Below are 22,487 nucleotides of genomic sequence, written 5' to 3'. Positions count from 1 at the left end.
CTGCCCATGGGCGCCACAGTGGTGACCGCTTGATGCGGATCTGACTTTGGCTTGACGGCCACAGAAAGTGTAGTCAACAATGCGCCGCCCCGGCCTCGGGCGTGAGTTTGGGCTTGGGGCAGCTGGCTCCAAGCCAATCCTTTGTTGAACAAGGAGTGATCACATGCCCTGTACCAAGACCCGCAGCGTTAGCAATCTCCAACGATTTGCCTGGGGCGGCCTCGTTTTCTGCGCTGTGCAGCTGAACGCTTGGGCGCAGGTGCCCGACCCCTTCGCCGGCAACAACACGCTGTACCCGCCGGATTGGTCGCAGCCTTTTCGAACCAGTCACTACGACTATCCCCTGCACCCGGTAGCGGCCAAATGGCCCGCGGCCAGGCCCGCAGGCCCCTTGAGCAAAGACACCGCGCCGGCCTATGTGGCAGCGGTCAAAAAAATGCTGGAAAAGGATTTGAAGGGCCTGCTCAACGACCCGCTGCACTGGTCGCCGCAGCAGGCGGGCTGGTACGACATGCCTTGGGGCGGGCAAGGTGCCACCATGAGCAACGGCAAGATCGACCCCTCAACAGGCCGCGAAGCACTGCTGGGCTCCTACACCGGGCAGATTCTGCAAAGCATTTCCTACCCCGAGAACCAGCGCCCCACCGTGCCCTCGTTTCAGAACCATGCGGTGGTTTACTACAACGATGTCGCGGCCCATCAACTGGGCAAGATCTGGAAGAACCCGCTGCGCCCCGACCTGAGTGCTGCGCAGTTTCCGGAAGGTTCCATCGTCGTCAAGGTCGAAGGTGTGACCTTGCTGGAAGACCAATGGCCGAGCAAGAACGGCCCGCCGGTCTTGAAGGGCTCTTCGGTTTCGCATCTCTACCGCCCATCGGTCGCTTCGATGGAGAAAGAGCCGGACCCGACCAAGCGCGTGCCCGTCATCACGCCGATGCGCTTTTTGCAGATGGCGGTGCGCATCAAGGACAGCCGCGCCTCGCCCAAAACCGGCTGGGTCTTCATGGCCTTTGCCTACGACAGCCGCTCTAACGCTGCCACCGTCTGGGACCGGGCGCTGCCGGTGGGCGCGATGTGGGGCAACGACCCCGAATTGGCCAAGTTCCCCGACGGCCTGGGGCCCAACGGTGTGCTGCAAGAAACCTGGGTCAGCAAAGATCTGCCCGATTTCATCAGCTACGGCCTGGGCTGGGGCGGCAGGCTGGCCGGCCCGTTGGACGTGGGCATTAGGCACAATGTAGTGACCGTGTCCGGGCGCCGCTCAGCCCTTGGGCAACCATTCCCGGCCACCTCCTGCGTGAGCTGCCACTCGGCCGGCCAATACCCATTCGTCGCCAATCTTTATCCCTCGCCGAACAAGGTGTTTCCGGAAGACGGCGGCCAGTTCATGCTATTCGACCCGGGCTCCAAGCAATGGGCGCAGTGGTTCCGCAATCTAGCGGGCAATCAAGCCTTATCCGGCCATGGGCGCGACGGCATCGTCGCTACCGACTACGACATGATGTTGACCTTCGCCTTGATGACAGCGGGCGGGTCGACCGGCGCCGACGTGTTCGTGAGGCCGCGCCTGCCCGGGCACTGACGCTGCGCTAGTGCGGCAAGACCTGGGCCCGCCGGCTTGCGATGCGCTGCGACCAGGCGGCCGCACCTTGCTCGCGCGCCAAGGCGGCGGCTGACTCGAAGTCCGCTTCGGCTTGGGCTTTGGCTTCGGCTCTAGCTTCGGCACTGCGTCCAGGCAGCGCAGCAAGAGCGGCCGCGCGTTCCCCCAAGAGCAAGCTTTCGAACTGGTGCTCACCATTGGCCGCTACGCGTGCGAGTTGCCGCTCCATCAGGGCCAGCGCCGCGCCATGCTGCCCCAGCTGCCCCAGCATCTCCGCCTCCAGCACCGCGAACCAGGTCTGCCAGTTCTCGAAGCCGGTCTCGGCCCAGCCCGCAATACCGGCCTGCAGCTCGGCCAAACCTTCGGCCCAGCGCGCTTGCCCATGCGCCCAGGCCCAGCCCCTTGCGATCCGCGCCATCGCGATGAACTCAGGGAAACCGAACTGACTTGAAAACTCGATGCAGCGCTCGGCCATTGGTAACGCCTCGGCGGCGTCCCCGCGCATCACTGCAGTATTGAAGTTAGCCAGCATCGCAAAGCCGAGCGTGTGGGGCTGGTTCAGGCCTTCGGCCAAGAGCAAGGCCTCGGCGGCAATACGCCGCGCCGCATCGGCAAAGCCCAGCACCTGGGTCGCCAGCGCCAGATAAAAGCGCCCGAACACGCCAAAATCCATCAGGTAGACCGGATAGAGCGCGGCGTCGCGCTGCGGCTCGTAGAGCGCGGTGGACTGCGACAAATGGCCCCGCGCCGCCTCCGGCTGACCTCGGTGAAACTGCACCATGCCCGCCATCGTGTGGGCGGCCAAGGCCGCCTCGGTTTCACCGGCGCGCAAGGCGGCGGCAAGCAGCAAGCCGTCCGCCAGCTCGCCGGCCGCAGCCAGCCGGGCACGCCCCCAGTTGAACAAGCACCAGGCGTAGCTGGTGGGGAACAACAGGGGCTGACCGGGCAAGGTCTGGCTGAGTTCATAGGCGCGCTGCTGGACGCTGCCAAATTCGTCGCTGCCGGGGCCCAGCAAGACCATGGTGGTGGGGCCCAACATGGACAGGAGGCCCAGTTCGGCCCGGTCGCGCTCAGCGCTGGCAGCCACCCCGCCCAAAGCAGCCACGCCGGCGCGCAGATGACCGGCGGCCTCACGCGGCGCGCCCCGCGACAGCGCCTGCCCGCCGGCGGCCTGCCACCAAGCGGCGGCCTCCAAGCCCCGGCCGGCGCGGCTCAGGTGACGAGCGGCCAGCTCGGGTTGATGATGGACGCGAGTCTTGAACTGACTCAGCAACACATCGGCCAAGCGGCCGTGAATCTCGGCACAGCGCTTGGCCGGCACCGAACCGTATGCGGTGTCTTCAACCAAGGCATGCTTGAACAACAAGCGCTCGCCGTCGGCGCTGCCGCTCAGCAGCAGGCCGCTGTCCAGCATCGCTTGCAGCGCAGCCTGCTGCCCGCCTTCAAGTTCGGGCGCGGCCGCAAAAAGCAGCTCGCGGTCGAACTCGCGGCCTATCACCGCCGCGACCTGCGCCAACTCCTTCGCCGCCGCCGGCAGCCTGTCCAGCCGCTCGGTCAGCAAGTCCACCAAGGTCTCGGGCACCGCATGGCCCAAGCCCACCGCGCCGCTGGGCGCGGCCCGGCGCTCCAGCAGCATATGCGTCATTTCCTCGATGAACAGCGGCACGCCGTCCGTTCTTTCGATGATGGCGGCCAGCCATTGCGGCGGCAGATCGGCCTGCTGCAGCTGCTGCGCTGCCACGGCAAAGGCGTCCTCGTCAGGCAAGCGCTGCAGCACCAGTTGCAGAAAGTTCTCGCCGTCCTGCCAGCGCGAGGAAAAGTCATGGCGCGCGGTCATCAAGAGCAGGATGGACGCGTCGTCGCCGCTGGCCAGCAGCTGCTCGATCAGCTCCAAGGAGGTCGGGTCGACCCAATGCATGTCCTCGATCACCAGCAGCAAGGGTCGCTCCTCCGCATGGCCGACGAAATACCGGGTGAGCGTTTGCTCATTGGCCGGGCTCAGGCGCTGGTGAGCCAGGCCCGAAAAGTAATGCTTAAGCGCCTCCTTGATCAGCTGCAGCTGCATAGGCGGCGGCATGGCCAGGGCCGGGTAACGGCCGTCCGACGCGACGCCCAAGAGTGCGGCAATCAGCGCGCAGTCGCTCGGGTCCTCGATACCGCCGATGGCCAGCTGCGCTTCGAGCTTGTCCAGCTTTACCGGATTGCTGTCGCTGCTGCTCAGGCCAGCGGCCACGGCCAGATGTTGGACAAAGGGCTGCAAGGCGCTGTTGACATGAAACGGCGAGCATTGCAGACGCAGCATGGTGTGGCCCTGCGCCGGCAGCACAAGATCCAAGGCCGTCACCAAGCGCGATTTGCCCAGGCCCGGCTCACCGAGCACCAAAGCGCCGCAGGTGCGCCCGGCGCTGGCGCGCTGCCAGATGGTCTGCAGGCTGTTGAGCTCGGCCCTGCGGCCAACCATAGGCAGACGCGTGTCGCGGCCGCGCCAAGCGGACCTGCTGTCCTGCGACAGCGCCCGGCGCACCACATTGATCGCCACCGGCGCTTCGAAGCCCTTCAGTGCATGCTCGCCGAGTTCAGCAAACTCGAACTGCCCTCCGGCGATGTGGCGGGTGCTGGGTGCAACACCGATGGCACCCGGCGGCACCGCAGCCTGAATGCGCGCGGCCAGATTGGGTGTGGGCCCAGCCACCGCAACCCCTTGCCCTACGCTGACGGCGACCATGCCGGTAGCGATGCCAATGCGCAAGGACAGCGGCACGCCCGGCTCCACCTCTATGCGCGGCAGCTCGGCCGCCAAATTCAGGCCGGTGTGCAAGGCCCGGGCAGCATCATCCTCATTGGCGAGCGGATAGCCGAAATAGACATCCACCCCGTCACCAACGATACGGGCGACAAAACCGCCATAGCGCGCGCTGACTCGCCGCACCAGATCGTGATACTGCTGCAGAGCAGCCAACCAGTCGTCCGGGTCGCAGCGCTGCGCCAATTCGGTTGAGCCGACCAAGTCGCAGAACAAGACGGTCATCTGGCGGCGCGAGCTGCGCTGCACCGCGTCCGAAGCCGGCAATGGCGCACCACATTGCGCGCAAAATCGGCCGCCCGCTGGACTGGCGGCTTGGCAACGAGGGCAAAACATAGGGTGCTTTTCAGGAGGCGGACCGCCGCAGTGTACGCGTTGACCCCTGCCAAGTTGCCGGAAAACCTGAACAGCCGCAGCAGCAGCAAGGGTCTACCCACCGTGCGGAAAGTCATCTTGCCAAGCCAGTGCCCTTGCACTACGCTGCGCGCTCTCCTATCCCAGGCATTTCCGCATGAAACTCTTTCGACTTTTGCCCCTGTCCGCCCTGCTGTTGTCGGCCGCTCTGACACAAGCTGCAACGCCCGCAAAGGCCCCTACCTCTGGCCTGGACCTCAGTGGCTTTGACAGCAAGGTACGCCCGCAAGACGACTTGTTCCTGGCCGCCAACGGCGCCTGGGTCAGCAAGACCGAGATCCCGGCCGACAAGGCCGAGTACGGCAGCTTTTATCAGCTGCGCGACCTGTCCGACAAGCAAGTGCGCGTGATCGTTGAGGCACTCGCCGCCAATCCAAAGGCGAGCCAAGCCAAGGGTAGCGTCGAGCAAAAGATCGCCGCCTTCTATGGCTCCTACACCGACCTGGCGGCCATCGACAAAGCCGGCTTGAAGCCCGCCAAAGCGATGCTGGCCAGCATTGACGCGATCAAGACGCCGGCCGATTTGGCGCGCTGGTTGGGTCGCGCTCAGGGTGCCGTCAACACGCCTATGGTGCTGTGGGTGATGCCTGACTTCAAAGAGCCGGGCATCAACCGTGCGCTGACCTGGCAAGGCGGCATCGGCATGCCGGACCGCGACTACTACCTGAAGGACGACGACAAGCTGAGCCAAGCGCGCAAAGCCTATCTGGCCTATTTGATAACGCTGGCCAAGCTCTCGGGCGAAAAGGCTCCTGGGGCTGTGGCTGCCCAAGTGATGGCGCTAGAGAAGCGCATTGCCGAGGCGCATTGGGACAAGGTCGACAACCGCAACCCGGTCAAGACCTACAACCCGATGACGCCGGACGAGTTGGCCAAGGCTGCGCCTGGTTTCGACTGGGCCGCCTTCATGGCCGCCGCACAGCTGCAAGGCGTTGACCGCATCACGGTCTCGCAGCCCAGCACCATGGCGGCGCTGGCCAAGATGACACAAGAAGTGCCTCTGGCCGACTGGAAGGCCTATCTGAAGCTGCGCGTGCTGGACGAAAACGCCGAACTGCTGCCCAAGCCCTACCGTGAAGCTCGCTTTGCCTTCCACGGCAATGCGCTGACGGGGGCCAAGGAAGAACGGCCACGTTGGCAAAAAGGCATTGCCGAGGTCAACGGCGCCCTGGGCGAAGCGATCGGTCAGGTCTATGTGGCCCAGCATTTCCCGCCCGCTTACAAGACCCGCATGGTCGAGTTGGTCGGCAATCTGATGAATGCCTACGGCGACTCGATCGACGGCTTGAGCTGGATGACGCCCGCCACCAAGGCCGCCGCCAAGGACAAGCTGTCCAAGTACATGGTCAAGATCGGCTACCCCGACACCTGGCGTGACTACAGCGCGCTGGAAGTGCGCGAAGGCGACGCCTTCGGCAACCGCGCGCGCTCGGGCCGCTTTGAATGGGAACGCATCGCCACCCGCGTGGGCAAGCCGGTCGACCGGGCCGAATGGGGCATGACGCCGCAAACCGTCAACGCCTATTACAACCCGTCGATGAACGAGATCGTCTTCCCGGCCGCGATTTTGCAGCCGCCCTTCTTTGATATGGCGGCCGATGACGCGGTCAACTACGGCGCCATTGGCGCCGTCATCGGGCATGAGATCAGCCATGGTTTTGACGACCAAGGCAGCCAGTTCGACGGCGACGGCGCGCTGCGCAATTGGTGGAGCGACGCCGACCGTCAGGCCTTTGAGAAAGTCGGCGCGCAGTTGGTGGCGCAGTACGAAAAGTATGAGCCGCTACCCGGCAAGACGCTCAACGGCAAGCTGACCTTGGGCGAGAACATTGCCGACCTGTCCGGCCTGCAGATCGCCTACAAGGCCTACCGGCACTCACTCGGCGGCAAACCGGCCGCCGTGATCGACGGTTATACCGGCGAGCAGCGCTTTTTCATGGGCTGGTCGCAAGCCTGGCGTGCCAAGGCGCGGGATGAACGCACCATGCAGAACTTGACCGTGGACCCCCATTCACCGGCCAAGTTCCGCGCCAACGGCGCCGCAGTCAATCACGACGGCTTCCACGAGGCTTTCGGCACCAAGCAGGGCGATCAGATGTTCAAGGCCAGCGAGGAGCGCATTCGCATCTGGTAAGTTCACGCGGGTGCTGAAGCCAAGCGCTGCAGCACCCTCGCCAAGACTTCATCGGCCGTGAACCACTCGGGATAGCGCTGCATGATTTCGACGTTTGGCCCCCATGGTGCCCACAGCGCCAGCGGGGTCGGCCCGATGACGCTGAGCAGCGGCGCACCGACCGCCGCCGCCATATGAGCCGGGCCGGTGTCGTTCGAAACCACAAGCCTGGCTCGCGCCAGCAAGGCGTTGTAAACGCCCAGGCCGACGCCCTCGAGGCGTAGCGCTGTCGGGTACATACGCCGCCCGCCCTCAACCTCATTAGGCCCGGGGCAAATCAGCACTTGCTGGCCGCTGGCGACCAGCCGCTCGACAAAGGCCGGAAAATGCGGCCAGGTTTTGTCGACCAACTCAATGGTGTCATTGGCAAATGGACACACCAACACAAAGCCGGGCCGAACGCCATGCTGCTGCAGCAAGGCATCTGCCTGCGCAAATTGGGCAGCGCTGACTTTGAAATCGATCGAAGCCGGCGGGGGCTCGCTGATACCGAGAAATGCACAACTCAGGTCCCAATAGCTGCGCAAGGTATGGACCTGCATATAGATGGCATGGCTGCGCGCCAGCAGCCAGCTGCGCCCATCACCGGCATAGCCCTCGGCTCGCAAGCCGGCCAAACGCATATCCAGCGCGGCTGAAATGGCACCGGGAAACACCACGGCATTTGAGCGGCGATCAAAGTCGGGGTCGAGGCGGCGTGCTTCGGCGCGCAAGCGGCGCAATTGCTTGATCCGATCACCCAACTTCTTGGGCCGCACATGTACCGGCCAGCCTTCGGCGGCGAACAAATCCGGCGCCCAGCCCTTGCCGACCAGTTGCAGCTGATAGCCATGGCGCTCAAGCAGGCGCAGCGCCGGCAGACCCAGTACCGCATCGCCGACAAAATTGCGCAGACGCACAATCAAGGGGCGCGGCCCATTTGCCTTGACTATCATCGCGAGTACTCCCGGTTATGCTCTGCGGCGGCATTCTGCCATTGCACCCAGTGCCCACTCTCGAGAACCTTATGCCCTCTTCTGCCCAAGCCCTGATTGCATTGCCCACCGCGCGCGAAATCATTGCGCAGCAAACCGTGGCCCTGGAACTTGGCTTACCCGCCACAGCGCCCGTCGCCGACGACCTGCTCGGCTGGATCAGCATCAACCATTTCTACAACGCAAGCCTCTGGGGCGAGGAAGATCTGGCTCGCCGGCAGCAGGCGCAGGATGCGGAGATCGTCGCCAACAAGCGCGCCATTGACCGCTTCAACCAAGCGCGCAATGACGCCATCGAGCGCATCGATGAATTCTTGCTCAGTGCCTTGGGCTTGGTCGACGCGGCCAGCATCGGCAGCCCGACACCGCGCTCGACGCAAGGCCCCGGCGCCCGGCTCAATAGCGAAACCGCCGGCAGCATGGTGGACCGCATGTCCATCATGTCTTTGAAGGTCGAGGCGATGCGCTTGCAGACCCTGCGCAGCGACGTTGACGAGGAACACCGCGCCGTCTGCAGCGAGCGCCTCGCCCGCCTGCGCCAGCAACGCAGCGATCTGGGCGACTGCTTTGATGCCTTGCTGGCCGATTCACTCGCCGGCCGCGCCTACTTCAAGGTCTACCGCCAATTCAAGATGTACAACGACCCGCGCCTTAATCCGGCCTTGGTCATGGAACAAAACACGGCGACCTCACCAAACCCCAGCAAGGCCTGAAGGGATTTCGCGCACGCTGGTGACGCAGCGCTGCAGGCAGCCGTTTCAGCTTGGCTGCGTGATCGACCCATCGGCAAACCTATACTCCCGGCCATGCCGCAGGGAGTTTCGCCCACCGAACTCTGCTCGGCCAGGGAGAATCAGTTAATGTCGGAAATTCGTGTCTTGCTGCTCACCGACGTGGTTGACAGCACCAAACTCTCGGAACAACTGGGAGACCAGTTGATGGCCGAGGTCTGGGTTCAGCATGACCGCGTGGCCCGTGACCTCTTGATTTCTTGGCGTGGCCGCGAAATCGACAAGACCGACGGCATGCTCTTGATGTTCGAGAACGCCGATGATGCGGTCCGTTATGCGCATGCCTATCACCAGGCCATTGGCGCGCTCGATACACCGCTTGCGGCGCGCGCGGGCATTCATCTTGGCCCGGTCATTCTGCGTGAAAACAGCGAAGAAGATGTGCTGCGCGGCGCCAAGCCCCTCGAAGTGGACGGTTTGGCCAAACCCACTGCGGCACGCATCATGTCCATTGCAGCCGGCGCACAGACGCTTTTGAGTGCCGAGGCCAGAGCGGCACTTGCTGCGCCCGAATGGGAGATCGAATCCCACGGTCATTGGATGATGAAGGGCGTTTCGGACGCGATCGAGATTTTCGAAGTCGCCCTGCCCGGCAAGCACGTCAAAGCCCCTGCCGATGGAGAAAAGGTCTACCGCGTGACTCGGGTTGCCGAGAACTGGATGCCGGTCAAGGAAATTCCCAACAACCTGCCGCTGCAGGGCAGCAAGTTCATCGGGCGCGAGCAAGAGCTGCGCGAGATCAAAACCCTGCTCGGCAACGCACGCTTGGTCACATTGCTGGGCATGGGCGGCCTGGGCAAGACCCGTTTATCGCTGCAGGCCGCGTTCGAGTTGATTCATCAGTTCCCTGACGGCGTCTGGTTCCTGGATCTGGCTCCGATCAGCGACCCGAGTTTGGCCCTGAGCGAGGCCGCGCAGGTGCTGGGCGTGCGCGAGGAACCGGAGCGCACGCTGCTGCAATCGGTCTGCGCCTATCTGAAGAATCGCCGGGTCTTGATGGTTTTTGACAATTGCGAGCATCTGATCAAGGCCTCTGCGGACCTGGCCCAGGCCGTCATCAAGGCGGCGCCCTTCGTGCGCCTGGCAGCATCGAGCCGCGAGGCATTGCGCATTCCTGGCGAGCGCGCCTACCCTATCTTGCCCTTGCCGCTGCCCAGCGTCGGCGATAGTGTGAGCAGCCTGCTCAAGTCCACTGCGGTGCGGCTCTTCGTCGATCGCGCTCAAGCGCACAAACCCAGCTTCGAGTTGACCGAGGAAGTTGCGCCGGCGGTGGCCGAACTGGTTGCGCGCCTGGAAGGCATACCGCTGGCCCTTGAGCTGGCCGCTGCGCGGGTGCGGGTGCTGTCGGTCGAAGATATCAATCGGCGGCTGAACGACCGCTACAAAATCCTAACCGGCGGTTCGCGCGTGCTGCAAGAACGGCAGCAAACCCTGCGCGCCTTGGTCGACTGGTCCTACGACATGCTGTCGGAGAACGAGATGACGCTGCTCAATCGCTTGGCGCCCTTCAAGGGCGGCTTTGATATGCAGGCTGCGGAATCCATATGCGGCAGCGAGCCGCTCAATCCCGACGATATTCTCGACTTGCTGTCCGCGCTGGTGGAAAAGTCTTTGGTCATGCAAATCGAGGAGGCCAAGGGCACCCGCTACCGAATGCTAGAGACCATTCGCGAATATGCGCAGGGCAAATTAAATGACAGCGGCGAAGCCGATGACCTGCGAGTGGCCCATTGCCAATACTATTTCGAGCTGGCCAAACAGGCGCGCGATGGCCTGCGTGGCGCCAAGCAAGGTGAATGGCTGGCCCGCTTTGAGGCCGAACAAGACAATTTGCGCGCCGCCATGAGCTTGGCGCTGTCGGATGAAGGCCTGGTGGACCCCATCCTGACGGTGAAGTTGGCCGTCGCGCAGCAAAACTTCTGGGTGCTGCGCGGCCACGCCGCAGAGGGCCGAGCCGCTGTGACCGCCATGCTTGAGCTCGCGGCGGTGCGGGAGTCGGCGATGGTGCATGCCCATGCGCTTTATGTGGCTGCGGTGCTGGCCTGGAGTCAGAGCGATCATGCCGCGGCCTTGAAAGCACTTGAGCCTTGCTTGGCGCTGCGTCGTGAGCTCAACCAAGCGGCCTTGCTGGCGCCGACGCTGTCGACCATTGCACTGGCCAAGCTCAGCGCAGGCGACGGCCGCGGCGCACGCGAAGCGGTGCTGGAAAGTCTGGCCCTGTTCCGGCAATGCGGCGATGCGGGCAACGAAGCGATCGTGCTGACCCAATTGGCGCAAATCGACTACTTCAATGGCGATGACGAAGAGGCAGCTCGCCATCTCCAAGAAGTGCTGGCCTTGGCTCGCACGCACAAGCATCCGGAAACCGAAGCCGAAGCCGAGTTGATCACCGGCCTGATCGCTTTTGAAGCGCAGGATTTTGACAAAGCAGACTTGGCCTTTGCCCGCTCTTTGAAGATTTGCCTGGCAGCAGGCGACCGACGCGGTGTCGCCAACGCGCTGTGGCGGCAGAGCCAAGTGCTGTCGGTCAAGGGCGAGTGGGCCGAGGCCAGCAGCCGGCTCTATGACGCGCTCACCGCCTTCAATGCGTTCGAGATGCGTGAGCAGTTGCTGGGCTGCCTAGATGATCACGCCGTCTTGGCTTTAGGCCTGGGTCATCAGGAACTGGCAGTTGGCTTGGCATCCGCCAGCACACAGCTACGCAACAACGCAAGACTCACGCGCCCGCAGCGAGCGCAAGCGCGCTGGCAGGCGTGGTTGGAGCAGCTCAGAGAAGCGGTGCCCGCTTCAGCCTATGAGCAGCTATGGCAGGAGGCGCTGGGCTGGGGCTCGGACGACTTGCTGCGCAAGTCATTGGCACTGTCGCTGAAGCGAGTGGCTGCACTGGCTCAATGAGCCAGTAGCTGTTGAGCATCTGCATGAAAAAAGGCGGTCGCCTCAAGCGACCGCCTTTTTCTCCATAGCGACTTTGGCCGCGCTGACTCAGCGCTTGCGGCGAACCATGAAACCAAGTCCCAACAAGCCTGCCAGACTCAACATCAGGCTGCTCGGCTCCGGCACTTGCGTGATGACGTTGTTGATGCTGCTCGTTGAGCCGCCATCCAATGTCATAGTGACAATATGGGTAACACCACCATCGTTGGTCACAATTGATTTTTGGATGAAGTTATCGTGCTCGCCGCGAATGGTGCTCGTTCCTCCATTGCAATTACGGCAAGCCAGCAAAGGGACACCATTCAAATATGAAATATCGAAGCTATTGACGTAGGCCCCTGGACCGTTTGCGGCAGCCAAGCCAGCAAAATAGGTTTTCAGGTCATTCGAACGATCCGTACTCCAACCAACCACCACTCCATTGTTCACATCCAGACCAGTAATATCGAGAGACAGCTGTGGGGAGGTAATACTGGTCGCCAGCGAATTTTTGTCATACAAAGTTAAAGTCGCGAGCCCTGTCAAAGTACCGCCGCATGGTAGGGGAAGCGAATACACACCAGACATCGAACCCAGGCAACTGTCAGGGACCGTGAAGTCAAACGTACCCGCATAACCCAGATTGGGCAAGGCGATCCCAAACAGCGGATCAAAGCTGGTGCTGACAGCGCCAGCGTGCGCGACACCGGTAAACGCAGCGGCCGCCAAGGCGACGGTCAAGCCGGTCTTTTTGAAAGCATTGAAAATTTGACTTGTCGACATGACGTTTTCCTTAATGAGGCCCAGGCATTCGGTGGGGGCAGACTGCAGATGAATCTATTCACCGACGCGCATGATGGCATAACGGTGCTCCAAAGTACCGATAATTTTCACCAAAACCACGCTCACCCCCTAAGCCGGGGGGCTTTGATTTGCGCAAACTGGCGCAATAGACTGGCCACTGGCCGGGCTTTTGCCCATCAAGCCAAATCAACCCAGCCCTTCGCAGACCAGGGTTAGAACAATTCCATCGCGCTGAGCTGAGCCTGCTCGCTCATCTTGCCGGCCAAGACCAGCTCGGCATGGCTGTGCACCTGGTTGCGGCCCGAATCTTTCGCGTGGTAGACGGCCTTGTCGGCGCGCTCGAAGGCAGAGGCCGGCGAATCCTCGATACGCACTTGCGTAAAACCAATGCTGACGGTGATGCGGCCAATTTGCGGGAACGCATATTGCTCGGTATTGAGTCGCAGGCGCTCGAAGGCATGGGCCGCGTCTAACTCGTCTTCGCAGCGCATCAAGACCACGAACTCCTCACCACCAAAGCGGTAGAGTAAGTCGTGAAAGCGAAAGCTGCTGCGCATCAGGCGCGACAACAAGAGCAAGACCTCGTCACCGATCAAATGTCCGAAGCGGTCATTGACCTGTTTGAAGTGATCGATATCGATGACGCCCAAAAAGTAACGCGGGCTGCTGCCCTCGTGACGCCGCCCATCATCGGTATCGGCCAGAATCGCCCGCGCCGGCAGTTCGCTGACGGCCTTCAGGAAGCTGTCCTCAAAGGTCTTGCGATTGAGCAGGCCCGTCAAGGTGTCACGTTCGCTGTAGTCGAGCAGGCCTTGGAAGTTGTGATAAATCCGCAGCACGCTGCTGACCATGCGTTGCGCCTTAGGGCTCATGCGCTGCGTTGAAATAACTTCCAAAACGCCCACCACCTCACGATCGGTGGCGATAGGGAACAAGCTGATGAATTGCTCGGCCTTGTCGGCCAAGGCTGGTAGCTCGCCCTGCACCACGGCGCGGCTATGCATGCAGTCCAGGCGCTGCGGGTAGTCTTGCAGCAAAGGCAGGCCAGCGGGGTCGGACCAGAGCGGGTCGGCGGTGGCCACAGCATCATCGGCGCCCAAGCGCGCGCGGGTCAGCCAGCGCTGCTCGCCCGCGTCGCCGACACAGCGAAAAATCGCCACCGACAGCGGCTCCAAGAGGTCACGCAATGCGCACACCAGGGTCACGTCCATGACGTCCCGGTCCCGGAAGCCGGTCATTTCGGCCAGATGATCAACGACTTCGGACATTTTTTTGACTCACTCCATTGCAGGAGTTCGAGCTACTTTTATTGACTTCGACGGACCCAGAGGGTTAAAGCTGCGGCCCCGACCCGCAGCGCCGAGCGCTAAACAGTGGGCTCGGCCGCAAATTGTGTCGAAGTGTATCCAGCAATCAATGACAAAAGTAACTCTTCGTCATAGGGCTTGCCTAAGTAATGGTTGACCCCTAGTTGTTGGGCGTAATCGCGATGCTTCTGCGCAATTCTGGAGGTGATCATCACCACCGGCAGGCCGGCCAAGCGCGGATCGGCCCGCATATTGCGAACCAGGTCGAAGCCGTCCATGCGCGGCATCTCGATGTCGGACAAGACCATGGCCGGTAACTCCTCGGCGGCCAGGCATTCCATCGCGTCTAGGCCGTCCTTGGCCAACTGCACCCGGTAGCCCTCGCGCTCCAGCAGCCGCTGGGTGACGCGGCGCACCGTCAATGAGTCGTCCACCACCAGCACCAGCGGTGCCAAGGTCTGCTCGGCCTCCGCCGGCTTGGCCTGACTACCCGGCCCTTCTTGACCCTGTGACTGGCGCAGCGCGGCCAAGCGCTGTTGCGCGGCGGCGCCATACCAGGTGGACAGCGCGACCGGGTTGTAAATCAGGGCAACCTCGCCCGAGGCCAGCAAGCTGATGCCGGCAAGACCTGGCACCCGGCTCAGCTGCGGGCCTAAGTTCTTGACCACCACTTCCTGATTGCCCAAGACCTCGTCGATGTGCAGTGCGATGCGCTGCTGGGCACTGCGCACCAGGACCACCGACATATGCTTGCCCTGGCCATGGCCGCGACCGGCCAGGCCCAGCAGGCCACCGAGCCAATAAAAAGGCAAGGCCTCGCCGCCGAATTGCAGCGTTCCGCTGGCATAGGCCGCCTCGACCTGCTCGCTGGGCACACGCTGCAAGGAATCCATCAAACCGGCCGGCACCGCCACCACCTGCTCGCCGCAACGCAAAAGCACCACCTGCGTCAGCGCCGTGGTCAGCGGCAAGCGCAGCATGAATGCCGTGCCTTGGCCAGGCACCGAGCTGGTTTCGATCGAGCCGCCCAGCGTGCTGACTTCGGCGCGCACCACGTCCATGCCTACCCCGCGCCCGGACAACTCGGTCACCTGCTCGGCGGTCGAAAAGCCCGGCGCGAAAATCAGCTGCATCAAGGCGGCCTCGTCAGGCATGTTAGGCGCCCCCACCGACTCGCCTGTCACGGCGGCCGGCAGCAAGCCCAGTTGCAGAGCGCGCTCGCGGATGCGCTGCAGGTCCAGGCCAGCCCCGTCGTCGCTGAAATTCAGCAAGACTTCATTGCCTTCTTGGCGCACCGTCAGGCGCAGCGTGCCGACCGGGTCTTTGCCCTGAGCGATGCGCGCCTCGGCCGCCTCAATGCCGTGGCTGACGCTGTTGCGCAGCAGATGTTCAAAAGCGCCCGCCATCCGCTCCAACACGCTGCGGTCCAGTTCGGTCTGCGCGCCGACAATCTCCAGCCGCGCCTGCCGCCCCGCGTCGCGCGCCGCTTGGCGCACCACCCGGTGCAAGCGCTCGGCCAAGCTCTCAAACTCGACCATGCGGGTGCGCAGCAAATCGTCTTGCAACTCTCGCGTCAGGCGCGACTGTGCGGCCAGCTCATCCTCACCCAACTGCACATTGCGCTGCAAGGCGCGCTGCACGGTGGCCACGTCGCCGACCGACTCGGTCATCATCCGCGTCAACTCTTGGAAGCGCGTGTAGCGATCGAACTCCAGCGGGTCAAAGTCGGCCGAGCCGTCCTTGGCCTGGAGCAGCTCTTGTTGGCCACCCAGCTGCGATTCGGCCTGCAGCTCCAGTTCGCGCAACTGGGCGCGCAGCCGGCCCAAGTTGTCGTCCAAATCAAGCAAGCTGCTCTTCATCTGTGCCAGCTCGGACTCCAGCCTTGCGCGCCTGATGCTGACCTCGCCGGCCTGCGCGGCCATGCGCTCCAGCAGGCTGCCCCGCACCCGCACCATGGCTTGCAGCCCGGTCGCGGCCGCCTCGACGCCCTCGTCCTGTGGTGTATCGGTGAAGCGTGACCAATCAATTTGCACCCCGGCCATCGCGAGCTGAGGCGCTATCGGCAAGCTCTCCGAGAGCACAGCGTCGCTGACCTGTTCCAGCTCGGGTTCCACGAGCGATTCGGCAGGAGCTTGGGCAGACAGTTCAGCGCTCGCTTGCGCCGCCGGCTCCACCGCCAATTCGAGCAGCGTCTCAGCCGCGGGCTCGATGACTGGCTCAACTACCGGCTCGACTACAGGCTCCGCAATGGCCTCGACTTCAGGCATAGGCGCCTGTACCGGTACCGCTACAGCACCCAAATGCTCAAAGCTGGCTTCCAGCGCATCCGCAGCGGCCTGCAAGCCCAGCAAGTCGTCCGGCGAAGGCAGGCCATCGGCGACGGCTCGCTCGAGCGCCGATTCCAGCGCATGGGCCTGCTCACCCAAGCGCATCGCGCCGGTCAGGCGGGCGCCGCCCTTGATCGTGTGCAATGCCCGCATGCAGGCCGAGGCGCAACGCAAGTCGCTCGGCTGGGCAACCCACTCCCGCAGCGCCGCATGCAGATCACGCAGCAAATCGCGTGCCTCTTCTTCGAAAATGGGCAAGAGCACCGGGTCGATGTCATCGGGCAGGCCCGGCTCGACCTGATCGGCTTCAGCCAAGTGCATGCCAACTTCGGGCGCATCTGGCGCATCCAGGGCAGCGGCTGCTGCCCCCGGGCGCGAGTCCCGCCAATGTTTGCCATCGTCCTCAAGATCACTCAATTCACCGAAACGGCTATTGGGCTCAAGATTGGGCTCATAGGCACGCAAAGCCGCCAGCGTTGCCGAGTCAAAAGTCTTCAAGAAACCGGCCGCAAATTGGTGCAGCAATTGCCGCACCTGGTCCGCCGCGCCGACAAACAGCTGCGCCTCGGCTTCGCTGTAGCGGCTGGCTCGCGCGGCCCGCCCCAAGGCATGCTCCATCGCGCGAGTCAAGGTCGCCAGATCATCAAATTTGACCGCCGAGGCGCTGCCCGACAAGGCATGTGACAAAGCCTCGCAATTGGCCGGCACCGGGCGATTCAACTCCAAGGCCCATTCGGCCAAACTCGTGGCCAGGCGACGCGACAATTCGTCGGCCTCGTTGAGGAAGATATTGAACAACTCCAGCTTGACCGGCAAGCTGCCAATCATTTTGTACTGCTCGTCCAGCGACTCATCCAGCGCGACAGGCTCTGAATGCGGCATGTCCTCGGCCTCATCGGGCGCAAGCGGATGCGGCTCGACGGCTGCGCGGCCACCCATGACCAAGACCGGCTCAAAGGCCGAGCGCGGCGGCGTGCGGGCGATGCTGGGTTCGGCCGAGGCATGAGCTTCCTGCGTTTCGGCTTCGGCCTGTAGTTCTGCTTCCGCCCCCGCTTCTGCTTCTGCTTCTACAGGCGCATCCACCGGGATCAACGGTGCCGGCGAAGCAGCCACCAAGGCCGACTGCTCCAGTTCCTCGCCCAGGTCCAAGCTGAGCTCGAACTCGGGCAACTCAAACACCGGCGCAGGCGGCGCGGTCGGCTCGGGCGGCAGATGGAGTTCGAAGGGCAAGACCTCCAGCGTCGACAAATCGTCGAGCGCGGTGTCCGGTTCCTGCACGGGAGCTGCGGCTTGTTCCAGCTCCGGCAACACCGGCAACTCCCGCAAATGCAGCTGCTCCAAGGCGTCGGCCGGTGCTTGCTCCAGATCGGTCGCCGGTGCATCGATCGAGGTCACTGGCCAATCGGCCGGAGCTTCTAACTGGGATGCAGCTGTCGTTTCAGCCGCCGATTCCAGCGGCACGGCGGCCTCGCCCAGACGCAAGGCATCGGCCGCCTGGCGCAAATACTCGGACCGTTGTGAAACCGGCGCTTGCGCCACGATCTGCGCGCACCAATCGGCGAGGTAATCCAGCGCCTCGCCGGTAAAGCTCAGCAGGCCCGCGTCGCCAAAAGGCGCAGCCTCGGCCAGACGGGCGTTGTATAGCTGCTCGCAGGCCCAGGCGCCCTCGCCGAAGGCGTCCATGCCGACCATGCGGGCGCTGCCTTTGAGCGTGTGAAAAGCGCGCCGCAGGACCGTCATGGCCTCGCGCTCGCTGGGTGTTTCCTGCAAGGTCGCCAGCGCCGCGCGCGCATTGGAGATGACCTCATCGGCCTCCTCCAGGAAGATCTCTTGCATCTCCGGGTCATGCGGCGGCTGGGCCACTGCGGCCGCAGGCGCAAGCACGGGAGCTTGGGCTTGGGCATGAACTTCGGGCGCAGCGATCGCCTCAGGCTGAGGGGGCGCCTCAATGCTGACGGGCAATTCAAGCGGTGCCGTGGGCGCGGCTTCAAATGCCAGGTCAAGCGCCAAGTCAAGGGGCGGCAGCTCGGCATGCGCCGGCCCGACATCGATCTCAGCAGCCGGAGCAGCAACAGCAACAGCAACAGCAACAGGCTGGGGCTCAACCGCATCATGCGCGGGCAAGGTCGGCAGCGGCTGATCCAGTGCTGGCGGATTGCGTGGCGGCACCGGGCTCGCGTCGCTGCGCCGGCCCATGACCGGATTGAGGCGGCCGCTGGCTTCGTCGAAGCTGAACATGCGCTTGGCCAGTTGCGGCTGCACACTCAACATATCGATGAGGAAGCCCAGCGCACCCAGGTTATTGGCCAAGCGGTCAAACAACTCGCGCGGCCCGCCGCGCTCCACGTCGACCTCGGTATTGGCCAACTCGTCGACCTCATCGCGCATGCGCAAACAGGCCAGCGAGGCTTGATCCAGCCCCAGCACCGTCAAGACACCGCGCATCGCTTGCAACTGGCCCGGCACCGGGATCAGCCGCTCGCGCTGGCTGGGGTTGCGGAAATACTCGTCCGCCTGCCGCTCGATCTCGGACAGGTTGACACGCAGCTCCTGGACCACGCTGCCCAGGGTTTGACGATCGGAGACCCGGCGGTACAAATCCTCCATCCAAGCTTCCAGCGGCTCGGGCTCGCCGCCGCGTGCCACCGACTCGATGCGGCCGGCCAGCCGGCGCACCCGTTCGGCCTGCTCGGGCTGGTCAAAAGCGGCGTCATCCAGCGCAGCCTCGACATACAGCAAGCTGGTCGCAACCTCCATGGCCAAGGCCGGTGGCGGCGGGGCTTCCGAACGCAGAGTTGCCACCACCGCACGCTGCAGCGACTCGGCCAACACCTCGCCGCTGGGAAAGAGTTTTTGCAGTGATTCGGCCAGGGCCGCAAACTGCTCATTCAAAGCGCTGGCCCGTTGGCTGTCGCCCTCGGCCGCACTGCCCCAAGAGTCCTTGGCCGACACCACCCGGCGGCGCGCCTGCGTCACCCAAGCGGGGTCGATATGACCCAGCGTCGCGTCCTCATAGTCGCCGGCGGGCATATCCAACAGCCCATAGCTGGCCAGGGCCGCTTGCAAGCGCGGGGCCGACTGCATCGCCGTGGACGTGGGCGTGGGCGCGCTGCTTTGAGCGCAAAAGAACAGCAGGTCTTGCGCCAGGCGCTCATTTACACCCGCATCGCCTTGGGGCAGCGCGCGCATCTGCGACAGCAAACGCGAGCCCAGGCGCTTGACCAAGGCATCGACCGTCAGCAAGCCCAGCGTCTGCGCCTCGAACACCGCGGCGGCCAGCTGCCACAAGGTTTTCGAGCGGGGCGACTGCAGTCCCGCAGCCAAGCCCGCGCTGAGCTCACTCAGGCTACGCGCATGTTCGGCGTTGGGCGCACGCATATGCTTGAGCAAAGCGGCCTCAAACGCCGGCCGCACCGTCGCTGCCGGCAAGGCCTGCGCGTGCGCGTCGGCCGGCAGCGTGCGCCAGCTCCATTCAAACTGCCATAAGTCGGCCGGATGAATGCGCTCGGCGCCATTCATCGTCTGCAAGTCCCGGTAGGCCGGAAACAGGCTCAGGGTCGATACGGGACTGGCACTGTGGGTCGTTACCTGGCTCGCCGCCGGGCCACCGGCCAACATGCGCGCGATCAGCGACAGCAAGGCAAAGTTGGCGCGCTCTATCGTTTCGACGTGAGTCACATCAATCTGAGCCGGCGCCTCGGCCAGGGCAGTCACAGCCTGTTCGGCCGCCCGCAAAACCAAGGCTCCCGCCGGCAAACCCACCAAGCCCAATACACCGGCCACCTGGTGCAGCTGTGCGGCCGCCGCCTGCAGCGCCGCCTGTGCGCCCGCATTGATCGGAGCGGCCACCATGCCCTCTGCGCCCAAGCCTGCCGCAGCCGATTGGCGATTTTCGCCATCGCGCAGTATGCGGCGCAGGGTTTTATGGACCGCCTCAAGCGAGCGCCGCAACTCCTCTTGCACCCAGGCAAGCGGGCTGAGGTCGGCGGGAAATTCTGAATCGCGTGCAATATCCATGCTCGGATCCCAGGCCTTAGGCAACTTTGAAGCGAGCCACCGACTGCTTCAATGCGTCAGCCGATCGGGACAACTCATGCACCATCAAGGCGGTCGAGCGCGTGCCTTCGCTGGTCTGCTCGGTCACCGCAAAAATATGCTGGATATTCGAGGCCACTTCATTGGCCGAATGCGCCTCACTGAGCGCTTGGCTTGAAATCTGCGCAATCAAGTCATCCAAACGCCTGGACACCGCATCAATCTCCTCCAGCGCGCGGCCGGCCGCGTCTGACAAACGCGTGCCTTGCACCACGCCCAGCGTCGAGCGCTCCATCGCCGCCACGGCGTCATGGGTGTCGGTTTGAATGGTCTTGACCAGCGCCGCAATCTGCCGCGTCGCGTCACCCGAGCGCTCGGCCAAACGCTGCACTTCCTCGGCCACCACCGAGAAGCCACGTCCGGCCTCGCCGGCAGACGCAGCCTGGATCGCCGCATTCAGCGCCAGCACATTGGTTTGCTCGGTAATGTCGGAGATCAGCTCGGTGATTTCGCCAATCTCTTGGGACGACTCGCCCAGGCGCTTGATGCGCTTAGAGGTTTCCTGGATGTGCTCGCGAATGGCGTTCATGCCGCTGATATTGTTCTGCATGGCCTGCAGGCCCGATTCAGCCGCCTGGCGCGACTGGCGCGCGACGGTGGCGGTAGCCTGGGCTTGGTTAGACACCTCATTGATGCGACCGGCCATTTGCAGCACCGCCTCGCCGGTGGAGCGAATTTCGTGCAACTGCTCTTTGGACGCGGCCAGCAAATCGGTCGAGGTTTGATCGACCTGGCCGGTGGTGTCAGTCACCCGGGAAGCCGTCAGCTGCACCTGGCTGACCAAGTTACGCAATTCTTCGACGGTATAGTTGACCGAATCGGCGATCGCGCCGGTGATGTCTTCGGTGACGGTGGCTTGCTGGGTCAAGTCACCCTCGGCCACCGTTTGCAACTCGTTCATCAAACGCAAAATCGCACCCTGATTGGCGTCATTGACGCGCTTGGCCTCTTGCTCCTGCGCCTCGGCCTCGGCTTTTTGCGCCTCCGCCATGGCCGCACGCTGCGCCTGCCCGCTGACATACAAACGCAGAAAACCTAAAGCCCCAACCACCAGGGCCGCCAAAGACGCCAACATCAGCGCCAGCAAACCCATGCTGACGCCACCTTCCGATTCCAGCTCCAGCGCCACTTGCTCCAGGCCTTTGCGCAGGCTTTCACTGTCGCCCAAGATACTGCTTTGAGCCTCACGCGCCGACACCAAACCCTGCAAATTGCCCAGAATCGCCGTCGCCTGTGTACGGGTTTGGTCGTATTGCTTGAGCAGGCTGAGCAAACGGGCGCGCAGCTGCCCATCCTTGGCGGCCGTCAAGCGCAACTCGGCGCTGCCATTGAGCAAGGCATCGGTGATCAACTTGAAGGAGTTCAAGTCCTTGCCCAGCAAGAAGACCGCCTCCGGGCTGACGCCCTCTTGGGTCAGGAATTCGTTCGCACTCTTGCCAATGCGCTGCGTCAACATCACCAGTTGCCCGGCGGCCGCGATCTCCCCGGCAGAGCCACCTTGTTGCAAGGATTCGGCCGACACGGCTTCGGCGCTTTCCAGCAAATCGGCCGACTGCCGGTTGATGGCCCGCAAAGCCGCTGCCACTTCGGTCAAGACTTTTTCTTGCGACTGCACCAGCTGACCGTTTTTGGCAGCACGCTCGACCAGCGGCGCCACCACCTCCAGGCTCGGCTGGACCGCCGCTGCAGCGGGTGCCAACACCCCTTCGCCACCGCGCAAATTGCTCACCACCGAACTCAAGATGCCGGTACTTTCTTTCAGCTCGGCAAAAGCGGCCGGTGTACCGACCAAGGCCGCAGAAACAGATTTGGCCATGCGCTGCGAATGCATCAAGGCCTGACCGGTGGCCCGCACCTGGGCAGCGCTGCGCGAAGCGCCCACCAAGCTCAAGCTGACCGTGGCGGCCGTGCCCAGCAAACCCAGGGCCACAAGAGCAGTCAACAGCGCTTGACGGCGCCCGCTGCTGGGAGGGGCCACGACAGCTCGGCCAGAGCCGTTGTCGGCGGCCGAGACCGTGGAGGCAAAGGTTGCGGTGGTCTCGCCAAATTCAGTGCTGTTGGCTTCGGTCGGCAGTGACTCGGCGATGATTGACACGGCCGGCTCGGCTTGCCTGACCATCCCGTCTTGCCCGGGCACAGAAGAAATCAAGGCATCGCCCGTCTGCATGGAAGCAGCGTGCTGTGCTGACAGCTCCGACTCGGTCTTGCCCAGGTTCTTGATCTTGTCCAGGAAGCTCATCTCACCCTCGTTCATCGTTGGTTAAGCGGGCGTGACCCCAGCTTGTA

General features: G+C 63.5%; 10 protein-coding genes. 4 read left to right on the top strand and 6 right to left on the bottom strand.

Annotation, left to right across the window (positions count from 1 at the left end; genetic code table 11):
* Nucleotides 1-163: 163 nt before the first annotated feature.
* On the top strand, nt 164-1,582 hold the full coding sequence (locus LNV08_RS00895) for a hypothetical protein (RefSeq protein ID WP_263531772.1): 1,419 nt from the start codon (nt 164-166) through the stop codon (nt 1,580-1,582).
* Between the two features lie 7 nt (nt 1,583-1,589).
* Here the strand turns inward: LNV08_RS00895 and LNV08_RS00890 are convergent, their stop codons facing one another.
* The gene (locus tag LNV08_RS00890) at nt 1,590-4,739 is read right to left on the bottom strand and encodes an ATP-binding protein (protein ID WP_263531771.1); all 3,150 of its coding nucleotides are present in this window, start codon (nt 4,737-4,739) and stop codon (nt 1,590-1,592) included.
* A gap of 175 nt (nt 4,740-4,914) precedes the next feature.
* On the opposite strand from LNV08_RS00890, the gene LNV08_RS00885 reads away from it, so the two are divergent.
* The gene (locus LNV08_RS00885; protein WP_263531770.1) at nt 4,915-6,951 is read left to right on the top strand and encodes a M13 family metallopeptidase; all 2,037 of its coding nucleotides are present in this window, start codon (nt 4,915-4,917) and stop codon (nt 6,949-6,951) included.
* A 2-nt stretch (nt 6,952-6,953) separates the two neighbouring features.
* Here the strand turns inward: LNV08_RS00885 and LNV08_RS00880 are convergent, their stop codons facing one another.
* On the bottom strand, nt 6,954-7,925 hold the full coding sequence (locus LNV08_RS00880) for a glycosyltransferase family 9 protein (protein WP_263531769.1): 972 nt from the start codon (nt 7,923-7,925) through the stop codon (nt 6,954-6,956).
* 71 nt (nt 7,926-7,996) lie between these two features.
* Here LNV08_RS00880 and LNV08_RS00875 point away from each other — a divergent pair, with 71 nt between their 5' ends.
* Both LNV08_RS00875 and LNV08_RS00870 read left to right on the top strand, forming a co-directional pair.
* A complete protein-coding gene (locus LNV08_RS00875) occupies nt 7,997-8,677 on the top strand; it encodes a DUF4254 domain-containing protein (RefSeq protein ID WP_263531768.1) in 681 nt (226 codons plus the stop codon).
* Between the two features lie 147 nt (nt 8,678-8,824).
* Nucleotides 8,825-11,650: a tetratricopeptide repeat protein gene (locus LNV08_RS00870; RefSeq protein WP_263531767.1), complete on the top strand. Its 2,826-nt coding sequence runs from the start codon at nt 8,825-8,827 to the stop codon at nt 11,648-11,650.
* A gap of 87 nt (nt 11,651-11,737) precedes the next feature.
* Here LNV08_RS00870 and LNV08_RS00865 read toward each other — a convergent pair whose 3' ends face one another.
* The 4 genes from LNV08_RS00865 to LNV08_RS00850 all read right to left on the bottom strand — a co-directional run bounded on the left by LNV08_RS00865 (nt 11,738) and on the right by LNV08_RS00850 (nt 22,440).
* Entirely contained in the window at nt 11,738-12,451 is a 714-nt protein-coding gene (locus LNV08_RS00865; RefSeq protein ID WP_263531766.1) for a PEP-CTERM sorting domain-containing protein, read from the bottom strand.
* A gap of 233 nt (nt 12,452-12,684) precedes the next feature.
* A complete protein-coding gene (locus LNV08_RS00860) occupies nt 12,685-13,740 on the bottom strand; it encodes a GGDEF domain-containing protein (protein ID WP_263531765.1) in 1,056 nt (351 codons plus the stop codon).
* 98 nt (nt 13,741-13,838) lie between these two features.
* Nucleotides 13,839-20,123 carry an Hpt domain-containing protein gene (locus LNV08_RS00855; RefSeq protein WP_263531764.1) on the bottom strand — a complete coding sequence of 2,095 codons (6,285 nt, stop codon included), beginning with the start codon at nt 20,121-20,123 and terminating at the stop codon, nt 13,839-13,841.
* Nucleotides 20,124-20,139: 16 nt separating this feature from the next.
* On the bottom strand, nt 20,140-22,440 hold the full coding sequence (locus LNV08_RS00850; RefSeq protein WP_263531763.1) for a methyl-accepting chemotaxis protein: 2,301 nt from the start codon (nt 22,438-22,440) through the stop codon (nt 20,140-20,142).
* Nucleotides 22,441-22,487 lie beyond the last annotated feature (47 nt).

Origin of the sequence: Paucibacter sp. TC2R-5 (assembly GCF_025717605.1) — a bacterium.
In the GTDB taxonomy this organism is placed as follows: domain Bacteria; phylum Pseudomonadota; class Gammaproteobacteria; order Burkholderiales; family Burkholderiaceae_C; genus Paucibacter_A; species Paucibacter_A albus.
Note: the sequence above shows the minus strand (reverse complement) of the source record. Positions and strands in the feature narration are given on the sequence as shown.